This window comes from Bacillus sp. A260, from assembly GCF_009861435.1.
Classification (GTDB): domain Bacteria; phylum Bacillota; class Bacilli; order Bacillales; family Bacillaceae_G; genus Bacillus_A; species Bacillus_A cereus.
This window is the reverse complement of the sequence record NZ_CP046398.1, coordinates 1,390,711-1,408,524: the sequence shown is the minus strand read 5'-3', so window position 1 is coordinate 1,408,524 and position 17,814 is coordinate 1,390,711. Positions and strand designations below refer to the sequence as shown.

Below are 17,814 nucleotides of genomic sequence, written 5' to 3'. Positions count from 1 at the left end.
TTTTAGTATATATTATGCATTTTTCATTTTTGCAAACACCCATACTTTCAGGCGTGAAAATAATGCTACAAATACAATTGTTACAACAATCCCTTTAATTAAATTAAATGGTAAGATTGCCGTTACAACCGTTGTTTTTATAGCTTCGCTAGACATAGCTGGTGAATTTAAAAACCAAGTGTACGCCGGGAATATGATGATGTAGTTTAATACACTCATAATAAGTGCCATTGTAATTGTCCCTAGCATTAATCCTGTAGTTAAACTCTTCACAGTACGATACTTTCTAAATAAGAAAGCTGCTGGCCCAATAAATAAACATCCTGCAATAAAGTTTGCAATTTCTCCAACTGGTACTCCCGTTAAACTTCCTTGAATCCCGTAATGTAAAATGTTCTTTATCGCCTCTACAATCACTCCTGCTACTGGTCCAAAGATAATTGCCGCAATTAGAGCTGGTACATCACTAAAATCAATTTTCAAAAATGGCGGAAGCCCTGGGAACGGGAAATCCAACATCATTAGTAAATATGCAATACTACTTAGCATCGCTACACTCACCATCTGCACTACACTGTTTTTTTGTTTCATCTTTCTCTCTCCTTTTCCATCGATCATCTCATGGAAAGTGGAAAGGTTCTGCTATGCCTATTTTTTCATAGAACGAAAAAACCCTTTGTGTTTTACACAAAGGGAGAATTTAAGGCACATCAAACAGACGTTCAAATCCATATCTTTTTTGAACGCTTGAACCTCCATCTTCTCCCATCCAGACTATACTGTCGGCTTTGGAATCACACCAAATCCTGCCTTAACGGCTCGCGGGCTTAGAACAAAATCATAAATAGTTCATCACCGCCGGTCGGGATTTTCACCCTGCCCCGAAGATAGACCGATATTCTATTTTCCCCTTCATTATACAACAACCTCATAACATTGTGAACTAAAAAATTGTAACTTATTTAAAATTAGTTATTTATTTTTCGTAACAACAAATAAATTGCGAGATATTTTACAATACAATCCATATTTTTTATTATTCGGCATTTCTCTTTTGAATTACCTAGTCATATATAATTAAAAGTGATAAGATATTGAATTGTTAAGATAAGAACATTTTCTGAGTTATGGAGGAAATGTCATGAAAAAAGACAAGAGACATTCTATTCGAGAAGCAATGAAAAAAAACTTAAGAAAAGAATACTTTTACTTAAAAAAAGAATTACTTTTCTACTGCCCAATTGATTTAGGCACATTCTCAAACGAGACATACTATGCTACTTTCGATGAAGATGGCATCAGTATTTATCAGTATGATAAAAAAACAGAAAGTAAATTAAAATTGTGTGAGCGTCATCCGTGGAAGAGTTGGAATAAAGTGAAGATTGATCACTATTTGACAACTTCTCAATTTATTTTTCAGGGTGAGCGAAATTGGATCTTATCTCTTTTTCAAAAAGGAAAAGAAGCTCAAAAAATTATTGAAGAGCATACATCTTTACAAACAGAAGTTGTTTCCCGCTCTTTCTTAAAAAAACTTCCTGGTTTTCGTTCTAATACACCACTGAATAAATACATCGGTAGTATTTGTTACACTGCACTTATTGCATTTTTATTAAAATGGATGATTCCATTTCAAGCACCACAAATCGCCCTGTATTCTATCTCGATTGGTTGTATGCTTCTTGGCCTACTTTGTTTGACAATCGGTTTAATTGAACCGACTATCGTACTGTTTCGAACAAAAGAGAAAACAAGAACAAAAGTTTTTTACTTATATAGCTATTTAGCTATTTCTGGATTTATATGTGTCTTTATTTTTTGGTAAAAGAAGCCGTCCCAAAATAAATTTTGGGACGGTTTTCTTTTAGATATAGATGCTCTGATTCACTCAATAGTTCTAGCAAAAGCGCCCATATAATTTCATTTACATTGAATCTTATTTAAGAAGAACATAAATTTGTTCAAAGTTTAATTTTTGAAGCGTTTCCTTTACTTAACATATAATTGTTGATTAGGATAAATTAGCTCTTGCTGCAATCCATTTTTTTCTTTAATTTCCTTAAGTGTCATACTAAATTTCCGTGCAATACTAACTAAAGTATCCCCTTTTTGTACGACATATAATGACGAAGAAACAACTTCATTTCTTTGTTCACTTAAAACAAGCAATGGGTTCATCGCATTCTTTTTCGCCATCGTCCATCTTCCTTGATGAAGTTCTAGATGTAAGTGCGCACCTCGCGATTCTCCCGTGTTCCCTACTTCTCCAATTTTTTCTCCTTTGGAAATATAATCTCCTTGATCCACATATCTCTTATTTAAATGTGCATATACAGCCTCATATTCTCCGTGTTTAATAAATACAACATTTCCATAACTACTTGAATAATAAGACCTCGTTACCTTACCATCTTGGATAGCTGCCACAGGCGTTCCAATCGGCGCAGCTACATCAATACCATAGTGTTTTCCATGCCTTGTCCCAAAATAATCACTTATCTGACCTTCAACAGGCCATGTCCATCGATTTTCTTCTGCATAAACATGTAATTGAGATACAAACAGTATACTCAATAACATGACACCGCATTTTAAAACTTTCATATACATCCTCCGTTTTCTAATTACCACCATACCTTCTCTATTTTGGTATATTACAGAAAAAAGTATACAAAAAAAGAAAGTGAATTACTCCACTTCCTTCTCTTTCTTATCACGAAAAACTAATGTACTACGGTTATACTCCACATCTTTCACTTGTAATCGGGCATTTATTACTCGAGCTATCGCAAACAAATAATCAGATAATCTATTTACATACTTTAATACAACTTCATTTATTTTCACTTCTTTTTGCAATGATACTATAGAGCGTTCTGCTCTCCTTACAACAGTACGTGCAATATGAATAGTAGCCGCTGCCTCGCTACCACCTGGCAAAATAAAGCGTTCTAGTGGCGGGGCTTCTTCTATATATAAATCAATCTTTCTTTCTAAACTTTCAACCATCACAATTGTCACTTTATAAGGAATTTTTTGTTCCACTATTGCCAAGTCTCCTCCGCAATCAAATAGTTCATGTTGAATATTTTCGAGCTCATTGTAAATATCTATAAAAGCCCCGCCTTGAAGCTTAGTCATTGCATATCCAATATGAGAATTTGCCTCGTCTATTGTTCCATACGCTTCCACACGGATATCATCTTTATCAACCCTGCCACCTATTACACTTGTCGTTCCTTTATCTCCTGTTTTTGTATATAATTTCATTTCTTCACAGCACCTCTCTTGTTATTCTTTATTCGAGCAACATAGAAAAAAGTTCTACCATTCTTTATTTAATTGAGTTTACAAAAAAATAAAAAACAGCAGAACTTTATTCATTATCAACTTTAAAAACGCATATCTAAATTATACGATGCGGTAAATATACAGAGAATGTAGTTCCTTCTCCAACAACACTTGATACAGAAATTTTACCATCATGGCCTTGAACAATATTTTTCGCAATCGCAAGCCCGAGTCCTGTTCCACCCTTTTTCCCACGTGTTCTTGCTTTATCAGCTTTATAGAAACGATCAAATAAAAATGGAATATCTTCTTCTGGAATGCCTGCACCCGAATCTTGTACTTCAAAAATAAGACCGTTATTTTTCGTATCAATTACAAGCGTTACATGTCCGCCTGCATTCGTATGACGTATTGCGTTATCAATTAAATTCGTCAATACTTGTTCCATACGATCTGCATCAAACGGGTATTGTTCAATTGGACCTTTGAAATCAACCGTTAACGCGACCTCTTTATCCTTTGCAATCCCTTGGAATTTACGACCAATTTTTTCAACAAACGGATGTATATCCACTTCACCAATATGTAACTCTACATGACCGCTTTCCATACGAGCTAAATCTAACAATTCATTTACAAGTTTACCTAAACGAACAGATTCATCATAAATAATTTGAACAAACTCATCTATTTCCTCTTTCGTTTGCACAATATCATCTAAAATCGCTTCACTATACCCTTGCAGCATGACCATTGGTGTACGAAGTTCATGTGATACATTCGCAATAAAATCTTGACGCATCTTTTCAAGACGACGTTCTTCCGTCATATCTCGCAGCACTGCTACAGCTCCACGAATTTTCGTTTGATTGTAAAGCGGCGTCATAAGAACTACATAGTTTCCTTTTTGTAAATTAATTTCAACAACTTGTTGTTGTTCGCTTTCTACAACGAGATGGAATAATTCCACAAGTTCAGAAGGTAGTTTTTTACTGAGCTCTATCTCTTTTTCTTCTTGCCAAACTTGTAAGAAATGTTCGGCCGGCGGATTGATTACAACGACTTCACCTTCTTGATTTAACGTAATAACCCCATCTGCCATACTACTCAAAATACTTGCTAACTGCTCTTTTTCTTGTTGCAAAGCGTTCATATTAAACTTCAACTGTTTTCCCATTTGATTTAAGGCCGTTGCAAGCTCACCAATCTCATCCTGAGATACCATAGGAGCCTTTGCATCAAACTTCCCACGTGACACTTCAAAAGCAACCTCACGCATTTTACGAAGCGGTGCTGTAATCCGAGTAGATAAGAAGAACGCAAAGAAAGTTGTTAATATAATCGCAATTCCAGCCGATAAGAAAATAAAATCAGTTGTTCTTTCCATACCTTGTATCGGTACTTGTAAAGATTCATATACGAACACTGCACTTTGATTTTTTGATTGCACTGGTTTTCCGACGATCATAATATCATTTTCGGTGTTTTTATTCTTCCTACTATTAGACGCTTTTCTAATATTATTCTTAATTTCTTTTTTGTCTGTAAACACAGCCGCTAATTCTTTATCTTCTTTTAAGTCATCCATTGTAAGAGTGACTAACCCTTCTTGTTTCGGTGAAGAAGAGATTTCTTTACCATCTTCTACAATAATAATCCTTGAAAGTGGGTCAGAGAATTTGTAAGCGATATTCTCAATCGTTTTTACATCGGCACCTTCTTCAATTAACTCTGAAACACTTGTTGCAACTTTTTGAAGCCTAGCTTCACTCATATCAACATAATACGTTCTAAAAAACTGTGAAAGTAAAATCGCAACAAATCCAAGAACAAACGAAACGAGAAGTAATATGGTCATCCATAACTTCCCTACTACACTTCTCCAAAGCATCAGTCGTTCACAACCTCAAATTTGTAACCTACACCCCAAACAGTAACGATCATTTTCGCTGCATCTGGTGATTTTTTGCTTAACTTCTCACGTAAACGCTTTACATGTGTATCAACTGTACGTAAATCTCCGAAGAATTCATATTGCCATACTTCTTTTAACAGTTGCTCACGATCGAATACTTTATCAGGAGCTTTCGCTAAAAATAATAGTAACTCATATTCTTTCGGCGTTAAGTTTACTTCATTACCATCTGCAGTAACACGGTGTGCATCGTTATCAATTGTTAAGTGCGGGAATACAGTAACATCTTTTGTCGTTGTATCTTGTGTAAAGAATGTTGTTGGTACAGCACGACGTAATACCGCTTTCACACGTAGTACGACCTCACGTGGACTAAATGGCTTTACAATATAATCATCTGTTCCAACTTCAAATCCTTGTACTCTATTTACTTCTTCACCTTTTGCTGTCAGCATAATAATTGGTGTCGCTTTCTTCTCACGAACCCCTTTACATACTTCAATGCCATCTTTACCAGGCATCATAAGATCTAATAAGATTAAATCGTAATCATTTTGCAACGCCATTTCTAAAGCTGTATCACCATTATCTGCTTCTTCAATCGTATATTGTTCTCTTTCTAAGTACATTTTCAATAAACGACGAATACGATCCTCATCATCTACAATTAAAATTCTTGATTCATTTTCCATCTCTACCCGCTGCGCACTCTCACCTCAGCGGTTCACACCTACCCTTCTTTAACTATTATGTTGCGCTATTCTCGTTTATTTAAGCAATCTTCTAAATGTTTCACTTCCCATATTATGCTTCACAAGAATAATAAATTTTGTTCAATTTTTTTCCAAAACTATGTATTTTTTTTGAACAGCATATAATGTCCTCGACATCATTTTACAAAATCAACCGCTACTTTGTCATGTTTTTCTCAAAAAAGAAGAAAAGTTGACAAAAATAAAATAGGAAAGTGACATGCACTCCCCTATTTTATTTCTCTATGCATATGAATGTAAACCGGCAATAATTAAGTTTACTACAATAAAGTTAAACATAATGATTGCAAAACCAATTACTGCAAGCCAAGCTGACTTCTCTCCATGCCATCCTTTTGATAGGCGTAAATGTAATACTGCCGCATAAAAGAGCCAAGTGATAAGTGCCCAAACCTCTTTTGGATCCCAGCCCCAAAAACGTGTCCACGCTATTTGTGCCCAAATCATCGCAAAAATTAATGCACCTAATGTGAACACTGGGAATCCAATTGCAATAGATCGATATCCGATTTCATCTAGTAAATCACTATTCGTATTCTTTACTAACGGCTGAAGTGCCGCCGATACTCGCTTCCGTAAAACAAGTCTTAATACAATATACAGTAATGTTCCAACTAACACTGACCAAATAACAGTATTTAATTTTTTCGCATTTACAATCGCTGGAACTTCAACTGCCGGTTCTAATTTATTTTCTGTCAGTAACTTCCCTTCGTGCGGTCCAACTAAAGCCGGAAGATTGTATTTCATTTCCACTTGTTGTTCATTTTTATCAATCCATTGAAACTTCGCTTCATATTTCATACTAGAAAATACCGTTGTTACTCCAATAAATCCAACTGTACAAACAAGTGTAAATACTACCGTCTCTAGCCAAAATGTACGTTTACTTCTCGTCGATTGATCTACATTTTTCAATAAATACATAACACCTGTAATAAAACTAATCGCTAAAATGGCTTGTCCTGCTGCTGCCGTCGTCACGTGAATATGTAACCAATTACTTTTTAAAGATGGAATAAGCGGAGATATTTCCCTCGGAAACATACTTGCATAGGCAATTAATAAAAGCGCAACTGGTAATGCAAATAGTCCGATTATGCTTACACGGTACATAAAATACATGACAATAAATGCTCCTACAAGCATCATGCCGAAAAATGTACCGAATTCAAAAAAGTTACTAACTGGCGCATGTCCTGATGCAATCCACCTTGTAACAAAATATACTGTTTGTGCAATAAACCCTAACATTGTAATCGTTATTCCTACATTTGCCCATTTATGACCCTTTTCTTTAATTGCTCCCCCGAAAAATAGAGTGGCAATTAAATATAAAATAAATGCGGTAAAGAGAAAGTTACTACTTATTTGCACCATATCGTTTCCCCACCTTAACTAATTTTTTTATCAATTACTTTATCATTTGGCTGTGGAATTGCTGTACCTTCTAGTACTCTTTCAATATCTTTCTTTAAACCGAACCAATTTTTATTTGTATGCCCTGCAATCCACCATTCATCATTAACACGTTGTATCCAAATACGGCGATGATTCCAATACATACCTTGAATGACACCAACCATAAATATAAATCCTCCAATGCCGAGAATCCAAAGCGTTAAATCTTTTCTTACAGTAAGTGCTGTTGCATTTTGCATTTCAACACCTGCAAACGACATTTTATATTTGTTGTTTCCATCTGGTTCTATATTTTGCTGAATACCAACAAAACTCACTTCACCATCTGGTGTTTCAGGTGTAAACATTTTAAATACAAATGCAGGATTGTTTGGTAATTTCGTTTTTGTATTTGGTTTTCCATTCTCATCAAAATAAAAATCAGGAAAATAACTTAATAGTTCTAGAGAATAACCATTTCCTAAATCATATTTTTCCTTAGGATTCGTTAAATCTACTTTAATTGGTCCCCACTTTTGATTATTTTCTTTATTTTGCAAGTTAAAGGACATACTTTTAAATTCACTTTCTTTATAATCCACTTGATACACTGCAAATTGATCAAATTTCAGTGGTTCATTCACTCGAATTTCCGCTTCTTTTACTTTTTCTAATTTCGGTTTTTGTCCTGCTATATTTTCTCCTACTGCTTTATATAATACGGCATTCGTTTGGAAGTTTTTCGCAATCATTTTATCGCCTACACGATCAATCGCTTCATCAAAAACTTCCTTGTCCTTACTTTTATCATAAACTTCTTTTATAAATTTCTCGTTTTTTAAGTAGTATTGTCCATCCGTCCCTGGTATTTCTTTCGTTTCACCGTCACGTAACCAAAGTGCTTCGTCTACGTACATACTCGGTAAAAAACGAAGCATCGCACCGAATAAAAAGATAATAAGACCGATATGATTTACATATGGACCCCAACGCGAGAAGCGTCCCTTTTCTGCTAAAACGTTTCCGTCTTCCACTTTCACGTTATAGTTTCTTTTCTTTAAATTCTCTTGCACTCTTTCCAGGTCACCTTCTTGCGGTGTACCAGTCCCATATAATCTCTGTCTCTTTAAAAAACTAGAATGTCTTTTTACGCCTTGCTTTTTTAAAGCTTTATAAAGTGGAATAACGCGGTCTAAACTACATATCACAAGTGAAATACCGATAGAAGCAATCAAAATCATATACCACCATGAACCGTATAAATTATTAAACCCTAATTGATAGTATAATTGTCCTAAAAATCCGTATTCTTGTTTATAATATTCAGCTGGTGCAATACCTGGAGTTATGTACATTTCTTGCGGAAATATAGTTCCTATCGCTGATGCAGCTAAAGTTATTACGATTAGCCATACACCTACTTTTACAGAAGAGAAAAAGCTCCAAATTTTATCGACTATCGTTTTTGTCTGCGTGAGAGATCTCCGTGCACTCCCCTCATAGCGCATATCCAATAGTTTTGCATTTTCATTGCTTTCAAATGGTTTCCCGCAAGCTTCACAAAAAACGGTTCCTATCGGATTAACATGTCCACATTCACATTTAATTTCTTTCAACACTCTCACCGCCCCTGTATCTATATGTACTATTGTATATTCTAACCTCAAGTTACCGCAATACTCAGAATTTTTAAACCAGAGGCACTATAAACACGCACCCCTTATGTAAAGGCTTTCTTTATTACGGAGTAATTTTCTTTAAATATCCTTCTAACTGTTCTTTCGTTTGTTCCCCTATAATTTGCTCCACTACTTTTCCATCTTTATCAATCAAAAAGCTTGTCGGTAAAGGACCTACTCCATATGTTCCTATAATCTTTTGTCCTTTATCAATGGCAACTGGGAATTTCAAACCATATTGGTTCACAAAGTTCTTTACTGCAATATCCGTTTCATCTGCATCTAACGCTATGATTTCAACGCCTTTTTCTTTATACTTTGGATATAATTCATTCATATAAGGCATTTCTTTTTCACAAGGTTTACACCACGTGCCCCAAAAGTTTAAAAATACACCTTTTCCCTTTAAATCTTTTAGTTCAATTTTCTTTCCTTCTAAATCCGTCACAATAAAGTTAGGTGCTTCTTTTCCGATTTGCATTTTCTCTTTATTAGCAAAGAATCCTTGATAAAGGGTAAATCCTACAGCACCACATAAAATGAGTAGAATAATAACGCGAAATAATAAGCGATTTTTCTTCATATTACCTCTCCTCTCCTCGGTAAATGTTATGTATTATCTTCTGTAAATGTTGTATTGAATAAATCACCAGCAGAGCACTCCACTGGTGAATTTTTAACTCTATAGCTTATCTTGGCTTTGTAGAAGCAAGCGCGCGTAATTGTTTCACCTCATGTGGTGTCAATTCTCTCGCATCACCAGGTCGCAGGCTTCCTACTTCTAAGAAAGCATAACGTTCACGTTTTAATTTCACTACTTTACAGTCTAACGCTTCAAACATACGACGTACTTGACGATTACGTCCTTCATGAATTGTTAATTGTACAATAGCCATCTCTTTACGCTTGTCCCAAGAAATAATTTTCACACGTGCTGGTGCTGTTTTACCGTCTTCTAACGTAACACCGCGTTCTAACATGCGAATTTTCTCACCTGTTAATGGCCCTTTTATTTTTGCAACATATGTTTTTTCAACTTTATATCTAGGATGCATTAATACGTTTGCGAAGTCCCCATCGTTTGTCATTAATAATACGCCAGACGTATCATAATCTAAGCGTCCGATTGGGAATAAACGTTGTGTAATTTCCGGGAAAAAGTCCGTTACAACACTTCTTCCTTTATCGTCTGATACACTTGAAATTACGCCAGTTGGTTTATATAGTAAAAAATAAACAGGTTCTTCTTTTTCAAGAGGGATATTATTTACTTCTACTTTATCTTGAGGAGTTACTTTTGTCCCTAACTCTTTCACTATTTTTCCATTAACTTTCACTTTTCCTTGCTGAATTAATTCCTCAGCCTTTCTTCTCGATGCAATACCTGCTTGCGCAATCACTTTTTGTAATCGTTCCATTTCTTTTTTTCACCTCGAATTTATCTTACCTTACATTAGAAAGACTTGGCAACCGCATACGCTTTACGGCTATTCGCTTCATCTTACTTAAACAACATAGCGATGATAATAAACATATAAAGGTCAAATCATGTTTTTACCCTTTATTATTGTCCATATTTTTCATATTTCTCACAATAAAAGTTCATCATTTTGTCAAAAATACCACATAAAAAAACCACTATTAAGCTACACCTTAATAGTGGTCGTATACGTATTATAAGCGAAATAGCGTAAAAAATGAATAGTATTACTGAAACAATAAAGAAACGAACACAATTGAGCATATAATCCCGATTAAATCTGCAAAAAGTCCTACTTTTAGTGCATCCCCCATTTTTCTAATCCCAACCGCTCCAAAATATACAGTTAAAATATAGAAAGTCGTATCTGTGCTCCCTTGCATCGTAGAAGCCAATCTCCCAATAAACGAATCTGGCCCATATGTTGCAATTAAATCGGTCGTAATACTTAAACCAGCAGAGCCTGAAATAGGGCGTATAAGTGCTAATGGTACAATTTCTGCTGGAACATGGATTAAATCTAACATTGGCTTCATTACCGATATCATTGCGTCTAACGCACCTGAAGACCGGAATATAGAAATAGACACAAGCATTCCAACCATAAACGGTAAGATAGAAATTGCAATTTGAATCCCTTCTTTTCCTCCCTCAACGAACGATTCATACGTCGGCACTTTCTTTATCGTGCCATATAAAAGGATAAAACCAATTACACAAGGGATTACCCATAAGGAAATTGTATTTACAATACTCATTTTTTCCGCCCCTTTCTACTCCTTCTTCGGTAAAAATAGCGGTCAATCCAAATTGCTCCAATCATAGAAAGTACTTGTGCAATAAATGTTACCCCAACAATTTCAGTAGGATTCGCTGATTCATACGTCATTCGAATCGAAATGACTGTCGTAGGAATTAATGTAATAGCTGATGTATTTAATGCTAGAAACGTCACCATAGAACGGCTCGCCGAATCCTTTCCTCCATTTAACTCTTTCAGTTGTTCCATCGCTTTAATGCCAAGAGGGGTTGCTGCATTACCTAGACCAAAAAAGTTTGCCATCATATTTGATAGAATAAATCCCATGGACGGATGATCCTTTGGTATTTCTGGAAACAACCTTTTTACTATCGGCATAAAAAGTGTAACTAATTTTTTTAACAATCCGGCCTCCTCTGCAATTTTCATTAAACCGAGCCAAAATACTAAAACACTAATAAGTCCTATACAAATCGTTACCGCATCTTTCGCTCCGTCAAATACAGCTTTATTCACTTCTTCCATCGTTCCATTTATCATGGCGTATACAATCCCAATGACAGCCATCGCTACCCATACGAGATTAACCATCGTTCCCAACACCTATCATGTAAGAAAAAATTTCTTTCACATTATTCCAGTAAAGTCCCGTTGTAGCTACTAACTTCCGTTTACTATAAAATAAATTCCGTTCTCCAACTTTTTCATTACCAACATAAATGTCTGTCTTCCCAACCTTTACTCCATCCGTAAGTTTTGTACTTTTATCGAGTTCAACTTTTAATACTACGTTCTTTTTTTCTTCTTCAGTTAACGGTACCGAAAAACTATTTTTCGTATAAACATGGTTGGCATACTTCTTTTCATTTATTTCAGCAATTGCTCCTTGTCCTAAAACTTTCGTTTGTTTGAAACGGTCAAAACCTTTATCAAACAAATTCATATGATCATCCCAATCACTAGAGGCACTCAAAGTTACGACAATTAAATCTAGTCCACCTTTTGATGCCGTTGTAACAAGCGTTCGCCCAGCTTTCTTCGTAAAGCCTGTTTTTCCCCCTGTTGCAAATTCATAATAAGACGTTACCAGCTTATGTTTATTTTTCCACGGGTAATCCCAAGAATCTGATTTATATGTTTTGGTTCCAAAGATTTTCTTAAATGTCTCGTTTCCCATTGCATATTTCGTTAATAATGCCATATCGTAAGCCGACGAATAATGTGATCCATCTCCATCTAAGCCATGAGGGTTTGAGAAGTGCGTATCTTTCATTCCAATTTCTTTCGCTTTTTGATTCATTAAATATACGAATCCATCTATACTCCCACCCACACTTTCAGCAATTACTTGCGCTGCGTCATTACCAGATCTAAGCATGAGTCCGTATACTAAATCTTCTAACTTCACTTTTTGTCCAGGCTTTAAATAGATTGCCGATCCTTCCACCCTCACCGCTTCATTACTAACTGATACCATTTCTTTCATCTTCCCTGATTCAGCAGCTAATAAGGCGGTCATAATTTTTGTTATACTAGCAATTTTTTGAGGCTCATGTTCTGCCTTTCCGTATAATACACGACCAGACTGTTGCTCCATTAATACAGCATTTCGAGCACTAACATTGCTGTTCATCTTTGCATATGTAGGAATCGGCATAACGCTTGCATACATCATAAGAAGCGTAATGATTACACAAATTCGTCTCATATTTCCCCCCACGTCCTTTTGGCACTTTTTGTACAAGTGTATGCTTGGCCTTTTAAAATATGAACGAAATCTTCCTTCTACTTCCATTAAAAAAGACGCAGAGAATTTGCGTCTAATATGGTGTCCATTCAATTTGTTTCGCAGTTTCAAACCTTTTTTCTACATCAGGCCAATTTACAACATTCCACCAGTTTTTAATATATTCATCTTTTCGATTTTGGTATTGTAAATAATACGCATGTTCCCAGACATCTAGTACAAGGAGCGGTATCGTATCCCATTGTGTAAATAATTGATGAAGTGTACTTTGCAAAATTTCTAACCTTCCAGACCGGGGTACCCAAACGAGAATTGCCCAGCCTGAACCTTCTACTTTAGAGGCTGCTTCTGTAAAATGTTTTTGGAAACGTAAAAAGCTCCCAAAATCTTGTTCAATTTGTTGTGAAAAAGTTCCTCTTGGACTTCCACCACCGTCTTTTTTCATGTTATTCCAAAATATCGTGTGTAAGTAATGACCTGACCCATGAAAAGCCGCTTCCCTTTCCCAATGCTTAATTAAATCAAATTTATTTGTTTTTCTCGCTTCTTCCATCATCTTCTCTGCTTTATTTAATCCTTCCACGTAACTCCGATGATGTTTATCATGATGTAACATCATAATTTCTTTAGAAATATACGGTTCTAACGCATTATATGGATAAGGTAATGGCGGGAGTGTATGTCCTCCAATTGGGACAGCTCGTTCACTATCCCCTCTTTCATATAATTCATATTCCTCTTCTTCTTGCATAAATACTTCCTGCAAGTGATGCTGAATATGTTCTACATCATCGCTTATTTCATACATAAACTCTGCATCTGTTTCATACTCATGCTCTTTCATACGCTCTAATAACGTCTGAATTTTATAAGCAAGCATATGGACATCATACACTTCCATTGCGCGACTATCTAATACGTGAAGAACACTTTCACACCAATTTTCTACTTCATGAAAGTAATCTGTAAATACACCTTGCTGATTCATGTTGCACCTCCCTAATGCTATCCACTTAACTATATTCAATGAAAATCCCTTATATAACTGTACAAAAGGAAAAGAAGCTAAGTCACCTTAGCTTCTTTTCCTCAATCAATATTTGTGTAACATCTTTGTCTGATAATCCGTCTCATAATATTCTAGTTCTTCACGCATCAATTGAAATTTACCTTCTAAACTCTTCATCACTTGCTCTAAAGATGCAGGTGGTGTTTGTTGAAAAACGATAGAATTTTTCCCTGTATATGCAGACCGACTATTTTCATACCAATGATCACTCTTCGGTGAAAAAAACTCTGCAATTACTTGATGGTAAATCTTATATAAAATTTTTTCAGCTGCTGTTTTTCGAAATGGCTGGCTATTCAACAAAACAAAACATGCATCCTGTCCTTCTTCGCAAAAAACGAGAAGTCGTCTCATTGATGCTAATAACCCTTTATAATATCGCTCATTCCCTGCTGGTGTTTCCTCTAATAAAGAAGGTAACGTATGATAATTTACATAATCGGTTATCAAATTAATAGCATCTTCTAAAAATATAGAAACTTGTTCTGTTTGATTTTCAACCATAAAATTAGACATTTTTTCTCTCTCCTTTGCCATTTCACGCTATTTCTACTCTTTTATTTTTATGTAATTCAGCCAATATTTCTTGTACTTTCGACACCGTTCCCTCATCAAAATATTGTTGAAATTCTTCCATATTATTTAAATACAAACGTTTTTGCGCACGAAGCTCCTTATCTTTCATTAAACAACATATCGCTACAATATCGCGCAAATATATGTTTTGTTCTTCTACTTTATACACTGGATTTCCTTCAAAAGGAGTAATTTCTTGTAAAACTTCTTCAAAATATCGAACGTATAAAACCGAAAAAGTTTTCTCTTTACCATTTAATATATATGTCACTTCAGATCTGTTAAAAAAATCTTCTGATGTATTAGGTTTCTCTTTTTCTAACTCATATCCTACGTAACCTTTTATAATCATATACTCCCCCCTCACCCTTCTTTCACCTTATTCTAACTTAATTTTCTGATAAACAAAATATTCTTTTAAATATACCTATATAAAAAATAGCTCCCCTATACAGGAAATTACCTTTTTATTTTTCTTGAAGTTTGTCATAATAATATTATTGTCTCAGTTTTCTTATACAAGGAGAGTTGTATTTATGTCGTTTTCATGGAAACGTTTCTTACAAATCGGGAAAATTATCTTCCCATTTGTTGTATTAACAATTGTATTCTTTCAAGCAAAAAAAGAATTAGCGGGCATTTCTTTTTTAGAAGCGATTGATACAATTAAAAACATTCCAACTGGAGGAGTCTTTTTAGCAATTACACTTGGTGCATTCGCTGTATCAACAATGTTCTTTTATGACTATGTTATGCTTCGTTACTTAAAAGCTGACATTCCTGTCCAAAAGATTTTCCGTATCTCGTGGATTGCTAATACTTTAAATGGATTTATCGGGTTTGGTGGTCTTGTTGGAGCCGGCGTACGCACAATGCTTTATCGTCCATATATAAAAGAAAATGGAAAACTTATTAAAAGTATCGCTTGGATGACAACTGCCTTTATTAATGGATTAGCCATTCTTTCATTTCTTGGTCTTATCGGAATATTAGACACCAGATTTATTTTGCATGAAAAACCATGGCTATGGCCTGTTCTTATCTTCTTCGCTCTTTTCGTCCCTATATATATCGGATTTTCTAAATTAAAAAATAGAAAAGCGACGCAAACAGAGGAACAAGAAGAAGAGGAGAAAAACCCAACTGTTTTATACTCATTAGTTTCATTAGTCGAATGGGTATCTGCTGGTATTGTTATGTACGTTATATTACTATTATTTGGCATTGAAATCGAATTCCAAAAGTTTTTAGGCGTATATGTTATTGCTGCTTTAGCTGGTGTCGTTAGTCTTGTTCCTGGTGGCCTTGGATCATTTGATCTTGTCTTCTTAACTGGGCTTGGGCAATACGGCATCGATACAGGTGTTTTACTCCCTGCTATGTTATTATATCGTCTCGTCTATTACATCTTGCCCTTCTGCCTTGGTCTCATTTTTGCAGCTTTTGAAATGACAGGAGTAGCCATTAAAAAGTTTGAAGATAAACCTTTTATTGCACCTGCATTAGAGACAACTGGTGTTATATGGACTTTGCAGCGTGACTTTCTAGGAAAGTTAGGTTCTTGGGCATCTGCTGCTTTAACAGTATTTGCTGGCTTAATGGTTATTTTATCAACCATTCTACCAACAAGTATAAATCGGGCACACGCCTTACATATTCTAGCTCCAAAACATCTTATTCAATTTTCTTTTAGCTTATCGCTAACATTCGGTATTCTCCTCCTCATTCTTTCGCGGGGGATATATTACGGAACAAAACGTTCTTATTATATGACGATTGTTTCTTTAATTGGAGCGGCTATTTTTAACACACTAAAAGGAATTGATGTTGAAGAAACTTTTATTTTATTAATCGTACTCGCTGTATTGTATATGCTTCGTAAAAGGTTTGTACGTGAGAAAATGGAAGTCTCACTTTCCGATATCGTAAAAGTTTTTATATTCCTACTTGTAACGTTATATTTATATAAAAACTTAGGTATTTTATTTGCAGGTGCAAAAGAAGCTTTCAAACCTGATTTTGTCGTTCGTAATATTACACAAGTAAAACGAAGTGCATTAGCAGCTGCCTTTTTTGTTCCTACTTTTTTACTAATTGGTTCACTCATTGCAAATCGTTATCGAAATGAATTTCCCGGGCAACCAGCTAATGATAAACGATTACAAAACTTCTTAGATGAACATGGTGGAAATGTACTTAGTCATTTAGGTTTTTTAGGAGATAAACAGTTCTTTTTCAGTAGTGATGGAAAAGCACTCATTCTCTTCTCAATAACTGGAAAACGACTTATTGTACTGGGTGATCCAATTGGGGCCCCTTCCTCCTATCGTACTGTATTGCAAGAGTTTTTAGCTGAGGCTGATCGATTTGGATACATTTGTGTATTCTATCAAATTGAAAGTAAATGGATGAGTTTATACCACGATTTTGGTTATAACTTCTTTAAGCTTGGTGAAGAAGCTGTTGTTGATTTAAATACCTTTACAATAACAGGAAAGAAACGCGCTGGCATGCGAGCTACTTTCAACCGTTTTGAAAGAGAAGGCTATACATTCTCTATTCATGAGCCACCTTTCTCCGACGAATTATATGAAGAGTTAAGAAAAGTTTCAGATGCATGGCTTGGTGGAAAAAAAGAGAAAGGTTTTTCACTCGGATACTTCGATCGTGAATATATTAGTCGCGCTCCTATCGCAACATTATCTGATGCGGATGGAAAAATTATTGCATTCACAACATTCATGCCTGTATATCAAAACGGATCATTATCTGTCGATTTAATGCGATATTATCCAGATGCGCCTAGCGGCATTATGGACGCAATTTTCATCCACTTATTCCAGTGGGCAAAAGAAAATGAATACCACTCCTTTAATATCGGTATGGCACCACTTTCAAATGTTGGTTTATCCACACAGTCTTTCTGGTCTGAACGAGTGGCTGCTGCAATCTTTAATAACGTTCGTTATACGTATAGTTTCAGCGGATTACGACATTTTAAAGAAAAATATAAACCAGCATGGAGCGGTAAATATTTAGCATTTAGGAAGAATCATTCTTTACCAATTACAATGCTCTCTGTAACAAAATTAATAGGAAAAAGAAAAAACAGCTAAATTC

General features: G+C 35.2%; 17 protein-coding genes and 1 riboswitch. Of the genes, 2 read left to right on the top strand and 15 right to left on the bottom strand.

Annotated elements, in window-relative coordinates:
* Positions 1 to 12: 12 nt before the first annotated feature.
* Complete coding sequence (locus tag GD442_RS07220; protein ID WP_000810855.1) at positions 13 to 591, bottom strand: ECF transporter S component; 579 nt, start codon at positions 589 to 591, stop codon at positions 13 to 15.
* A 162-nt stretch (positions 592 to 753) separates the two neighbouring features.
* Positions 754 to 893, bottom strand: a riboswitch (FMN riboswitch).
* Positions 894 to 1,141: 248 nt separating this feature from the next.
* On the opposite strand from GD442_RS07220, the gene GD442_RS07215 reads away from it, so the two are divergent.
* Positions 1,142 to 1,828: a hypothetical protein gene (locus GD442_RS07215; RefSeq protein ID WP_000710837.1), complete on the top strand. Its 687-nt coding sequence runs from the start codon at positions 1,142 to 1,144 to the stop codon at positions 1,826 to 1,828.
* 164 nt (positions 1,829 to 1,992) lie between these two features.
* Here the strand turns inward: GD442_RS07215 and GD442_RS07210 are convergent, their stop codons facing one another.
* The 14 genes from GD442_RS07210 to GD442_RS07145 all read right to left on the bottom strand — a co-directional run bounded on the left by GD442_RS07210 (position 1,993) and on the right by GD442_RS07145 (position 15,046).
* Positions 1,993 to 2,607: a peptidoglycan DD-metalloendopeptidase family protein gene (locus GD442_RS07210; RefSeq protein ID WP_000866117.1), complete on the bottom strand. Its 615-nt coding sequence runs from the start codon at positions 2,605 to 2,607 to the stop codon at positions 1,993 to 1,995.
* Positions 2,608 to 2,691: 84 nt separating this feature from the next.
* Complete coding sequence (locus tag GD442_RS07205) at positions 2,692 to 3,273, bottom strand: cob(I)yrinic acid a,c-diamide adenosyltransferase (protein ID WP_000781270.1); 582 nt, start codon at positions 3,271 to 3,273, stop codon at positions 2,692 to 2,694.
* A 136-nt stretch (positions 3,274 to 3,409) separates the two neighbouring features.
* Entirely contained in the window at positions 3,410 to 5,185 is a 1,776-nt protein-coding gene (resE, locus tag GD442_RS07200; protein ID WP_000964676.1) for a sensor histidine kinase ResE, read from the bottom strand.
* Positions 5,185 to 5,901 (bottom strand): DNA-binding response regulator ResD, encoded by a 717-nt coding sequence (gene resD, locus GD442_RS07195; protein WP_000426861.1) that lies wholly within the window; start codon positions 5,899 to 5,901, stop codon positions 5,185 to 5,187. The genes resE and resD overlap by 1 nt, the downstream gene beginning before the upstream one ends.
* A 303-nt stretch (positions 5,902 to 6,204) precedes the next feature.
* Positions 6,205 to 7,362: a cytochrome c biogenesis protein ResC gene (gene resC, locus GD442_RS07190; RefSeq protein ID WP_000250100.1), complete on the bottom strand. Its 1,158-nt coding sequence runs from the start codon at positions 7,360 to 7,362 to the stop codon at positions 6,205 to 6,207.
* A 14-nt stretch (positions 7,363 to 7,376) separates the two neighbouring features.
* Positions 7,377 to 9,002: a cytochrome c biogenesis protein ResB gene (resB, locus tag GD442_RS07185; protein WP_000910525.1), complete on the bottom strand. Its 1,626-nt coding sequence runs from the start codon at positions 9,000 to 9,002 to the stop codon at positions 7,377 to 7,379.
* Positions 9,003 to 9,123: 121 nt separating this feature from the next.
* Positions 9,124 to 9,645: a thiol-disulfide oxidoreductase ResA gene (gene resA, locus GD442_RS07180; protein ID WP_000742192.1), complete on the bottom strand. Its 522-nt coding sequence runs from the start codon at positions 9,643 to 9,645 to the stop codon at positions 9,124 to 9,126.
* 106 nt (positions 9,646 to 9,751) lie between these two features.
* Positions 9,752 to 10,480, bottom strand: a complete 729-nt coding sequence (gene rluB, locus GD442_RS07175) for a 23S rRNA pseudouridine(2605) synthase RluB (RefSeq protein WP_000440556.1) — start codon at positions 10,478 to 10,480, stop codon at positions 9,752 to 9,754.
* A gap of 289 nt (positions 10,481 to 10,769) precedes the next feature.
* Entirely contained in the window at positions 10,770 to 11,300 is a 531-nt protein-coding gene (gene spmB / locus GD442_RS07170) for a spore maturation protein SpmB (RefSeq protein WP_000029514.1), read from the bottom strand.
* The gene (spmA, locus tag GD442_RS07165; protein ID WP_000247811.1) at positions 11,297 to 11,893 is read right to left on the bottom strand and encodes a spore maturation protein SpmA; all 597 of its coding nucleotides are present in this window, start codon (positions 11,891 to 11,893) and stop codon (positions 11,297 to 11,299) included. Before spmA ends, spmB begins: the two co-directional genes overlap by 4 nt.
* Positions 11,886 to 13,010, bottom strand: a complete 1,125-nt coding sequence (dacB, locus tag GD442_RS07160) for a D-alanyl-D-alanine carboxypeptidase DacB (RefSeq protein WP_001252638.1) — start codon at positions 13,008 to 13,010, stop codon at positions 11,886 to 11,888. Before dacB ends, spmA begins: the two co-directional genes overlap by 8 nt.
* Positions 13,011 to 13,122: 112 nt before the next feature.
* Positions 13,123 to 14,037 (bottom strand): superoxide dismutase, encoded by a 915-nt coding sequence (locus tag GD442_RS07155; protein WP_001075741.1) that lies wholly within the window; start codon positions 14,035 to 14,037, stop codon positions 13,123 to 13,125.
* Between the two features lie 105 nt (positions 14,038 to 14,142).
* Positions 14,143 to 14,634 (bottom strand): YpuI family protein, encoded by a 492-nt coding sequence (locus GD442_RS07150; protein ID WP_000064518.1) that lies wholly within the window; start codon positions 14,632 to 14,634, stop codon positions 14,143 to 14,145.
* A gap of 22 nt (positions 14,635 to 14,656) precedes the next feature.
* Positions 14,657 to 15,046, bottom strand: coding sequence for a hypothetical protein (locus tag GD442_RS07145; protein ID WP_000584367.1), 390 nt, complete (start codon positions 15,044 to 15,046; stop codon positions 14,657 to 14,659).
* A 184-nt stretch (positions 15,047 to 15,230) separates the two neighbouring features.
* On the opposite strand from GD442_RS07145, the gene mprF reads away from it, so the two are divergent.
* Complete coding sequence (gene mprF, locus GD442_RS07140) at positions 15,231 to 17,810, top strand: bifunctional lysylphosphatidylglycerol flippase/synthetase MprF (protein ID WP_000010845.1); 2,580 nt, start codon at positions 15,231 to 15,233, stop codon at positions 17,808 to 17,810.
* The last annotated feature ends 4 nt before the right edge of the window (positions 17,811 to 17,814 follow it).

Bases quoted from the DNA above. Each gene is read 5' to 3' on its own strand.
- mprF (WP_000010845.1), top strand. From the start codon at position 15,231: ATGTCGTTTTCATGGAAACGTTTCTTACAAATCGGGAAAATTATCTTC.
- rluB (WP_000440556.1), bottom strand. From the start codon at position 10,480: ATGGAACGATTACAAAAAGTGATTGCGCAAGCAGGTATTGCATCGAGA.
- GD442_RS07145 (WP_000584367.1), bottom strand. From the start codon at position 15,046: ATGATTATAAAAGGTTACGTAGGATATGAGTTAGAAAAAGAGAAACCT.
- GD442_RS07215 (WP_000710837.1), top strand. From the start codon at position 1,142: ATGAAAAAAGACAAGAGACATTCTATTCGAGAAGCAATGAAAAAAAAC.
- spmB (WP_000029514.1), bottom strand. From the start codon at position 11,300: ATGAGTATTGTAAATACAATTTCCTTATGGGTAATCCCTTGTGTAATT.
- dacB (WP_001252638.1), bottom strand. From the start codon at position 13,010: ATGAGACGAATTTGTGTAATCATTACGCTTCTTATGATGTATGCAAGC.
- resD (WP_000426861.1), bottom strand. From the start codon at position 5,901: ATGGAAAATGAATCAAGAATTTTAATTGTAGATGATGAGGATCGTATT.
- GD442_RS07205 (WP_000781270.1), bottom strand. From the start codon at position 3,273: ATGAAATTATATACAAAAACAGGAGATAAAGGAACGACAAGTGTAATA.
- resA (WP_000742192.1), bottom strand. From the start codon at position 9,645: ATGAAGAAAAATCGCTTATTATTTCGCGTTATTATTCTACTCATTTTA.
- GD442_RS07150 (WP_000064518.1), bottom strand. From the start codon at position 14,634: ATGTCTAATTTTATGGTTGAAAATCAAACAGAACAAGTTTCTATATTT.
- resC (WP_000250100.1), bottom strand. From the start codon at position 7,362: ATGGTGCAAATAAGTAGTAACTTTCTCTTTACCGCATTTATTTTATAT.
- GD442_RS07210 (WP_000866117.1), bottom strand. From the start codon at position 2,607: ATGAAAGTTTTAAAATGCGGTGTCATGTTATTGAGTATACTGTTTGTA.
- GD442_RS07220 (WP_000810855.1), bottom strand. From the start codon at position 591: ATGAAACAAAAAAACAGTGTAGTGCAGATGGTGAGTGTAGCGATGCTA.
- spmA (WP_000247811.1), bottom strand. From the start codon at position 11,893: ATGGTTAATCTCGTATGGGTAGCGATGGCTGTCATTGGGATTGTATAC.
- GD442_RS07155 (WP_001075741.1), bottom strand. From the start codon at position 14,037: ATGAATCAGCAAGGTGTATTTACAGATTACTTTCATGAAGTAGAAAAT.
- resE (WP_000964676.1), bottom strand. From the start codon at position 5,185: ATGCTTTGGAGAAGTGTAGTAGGGAAGTTATGGATGACCATATTACTT.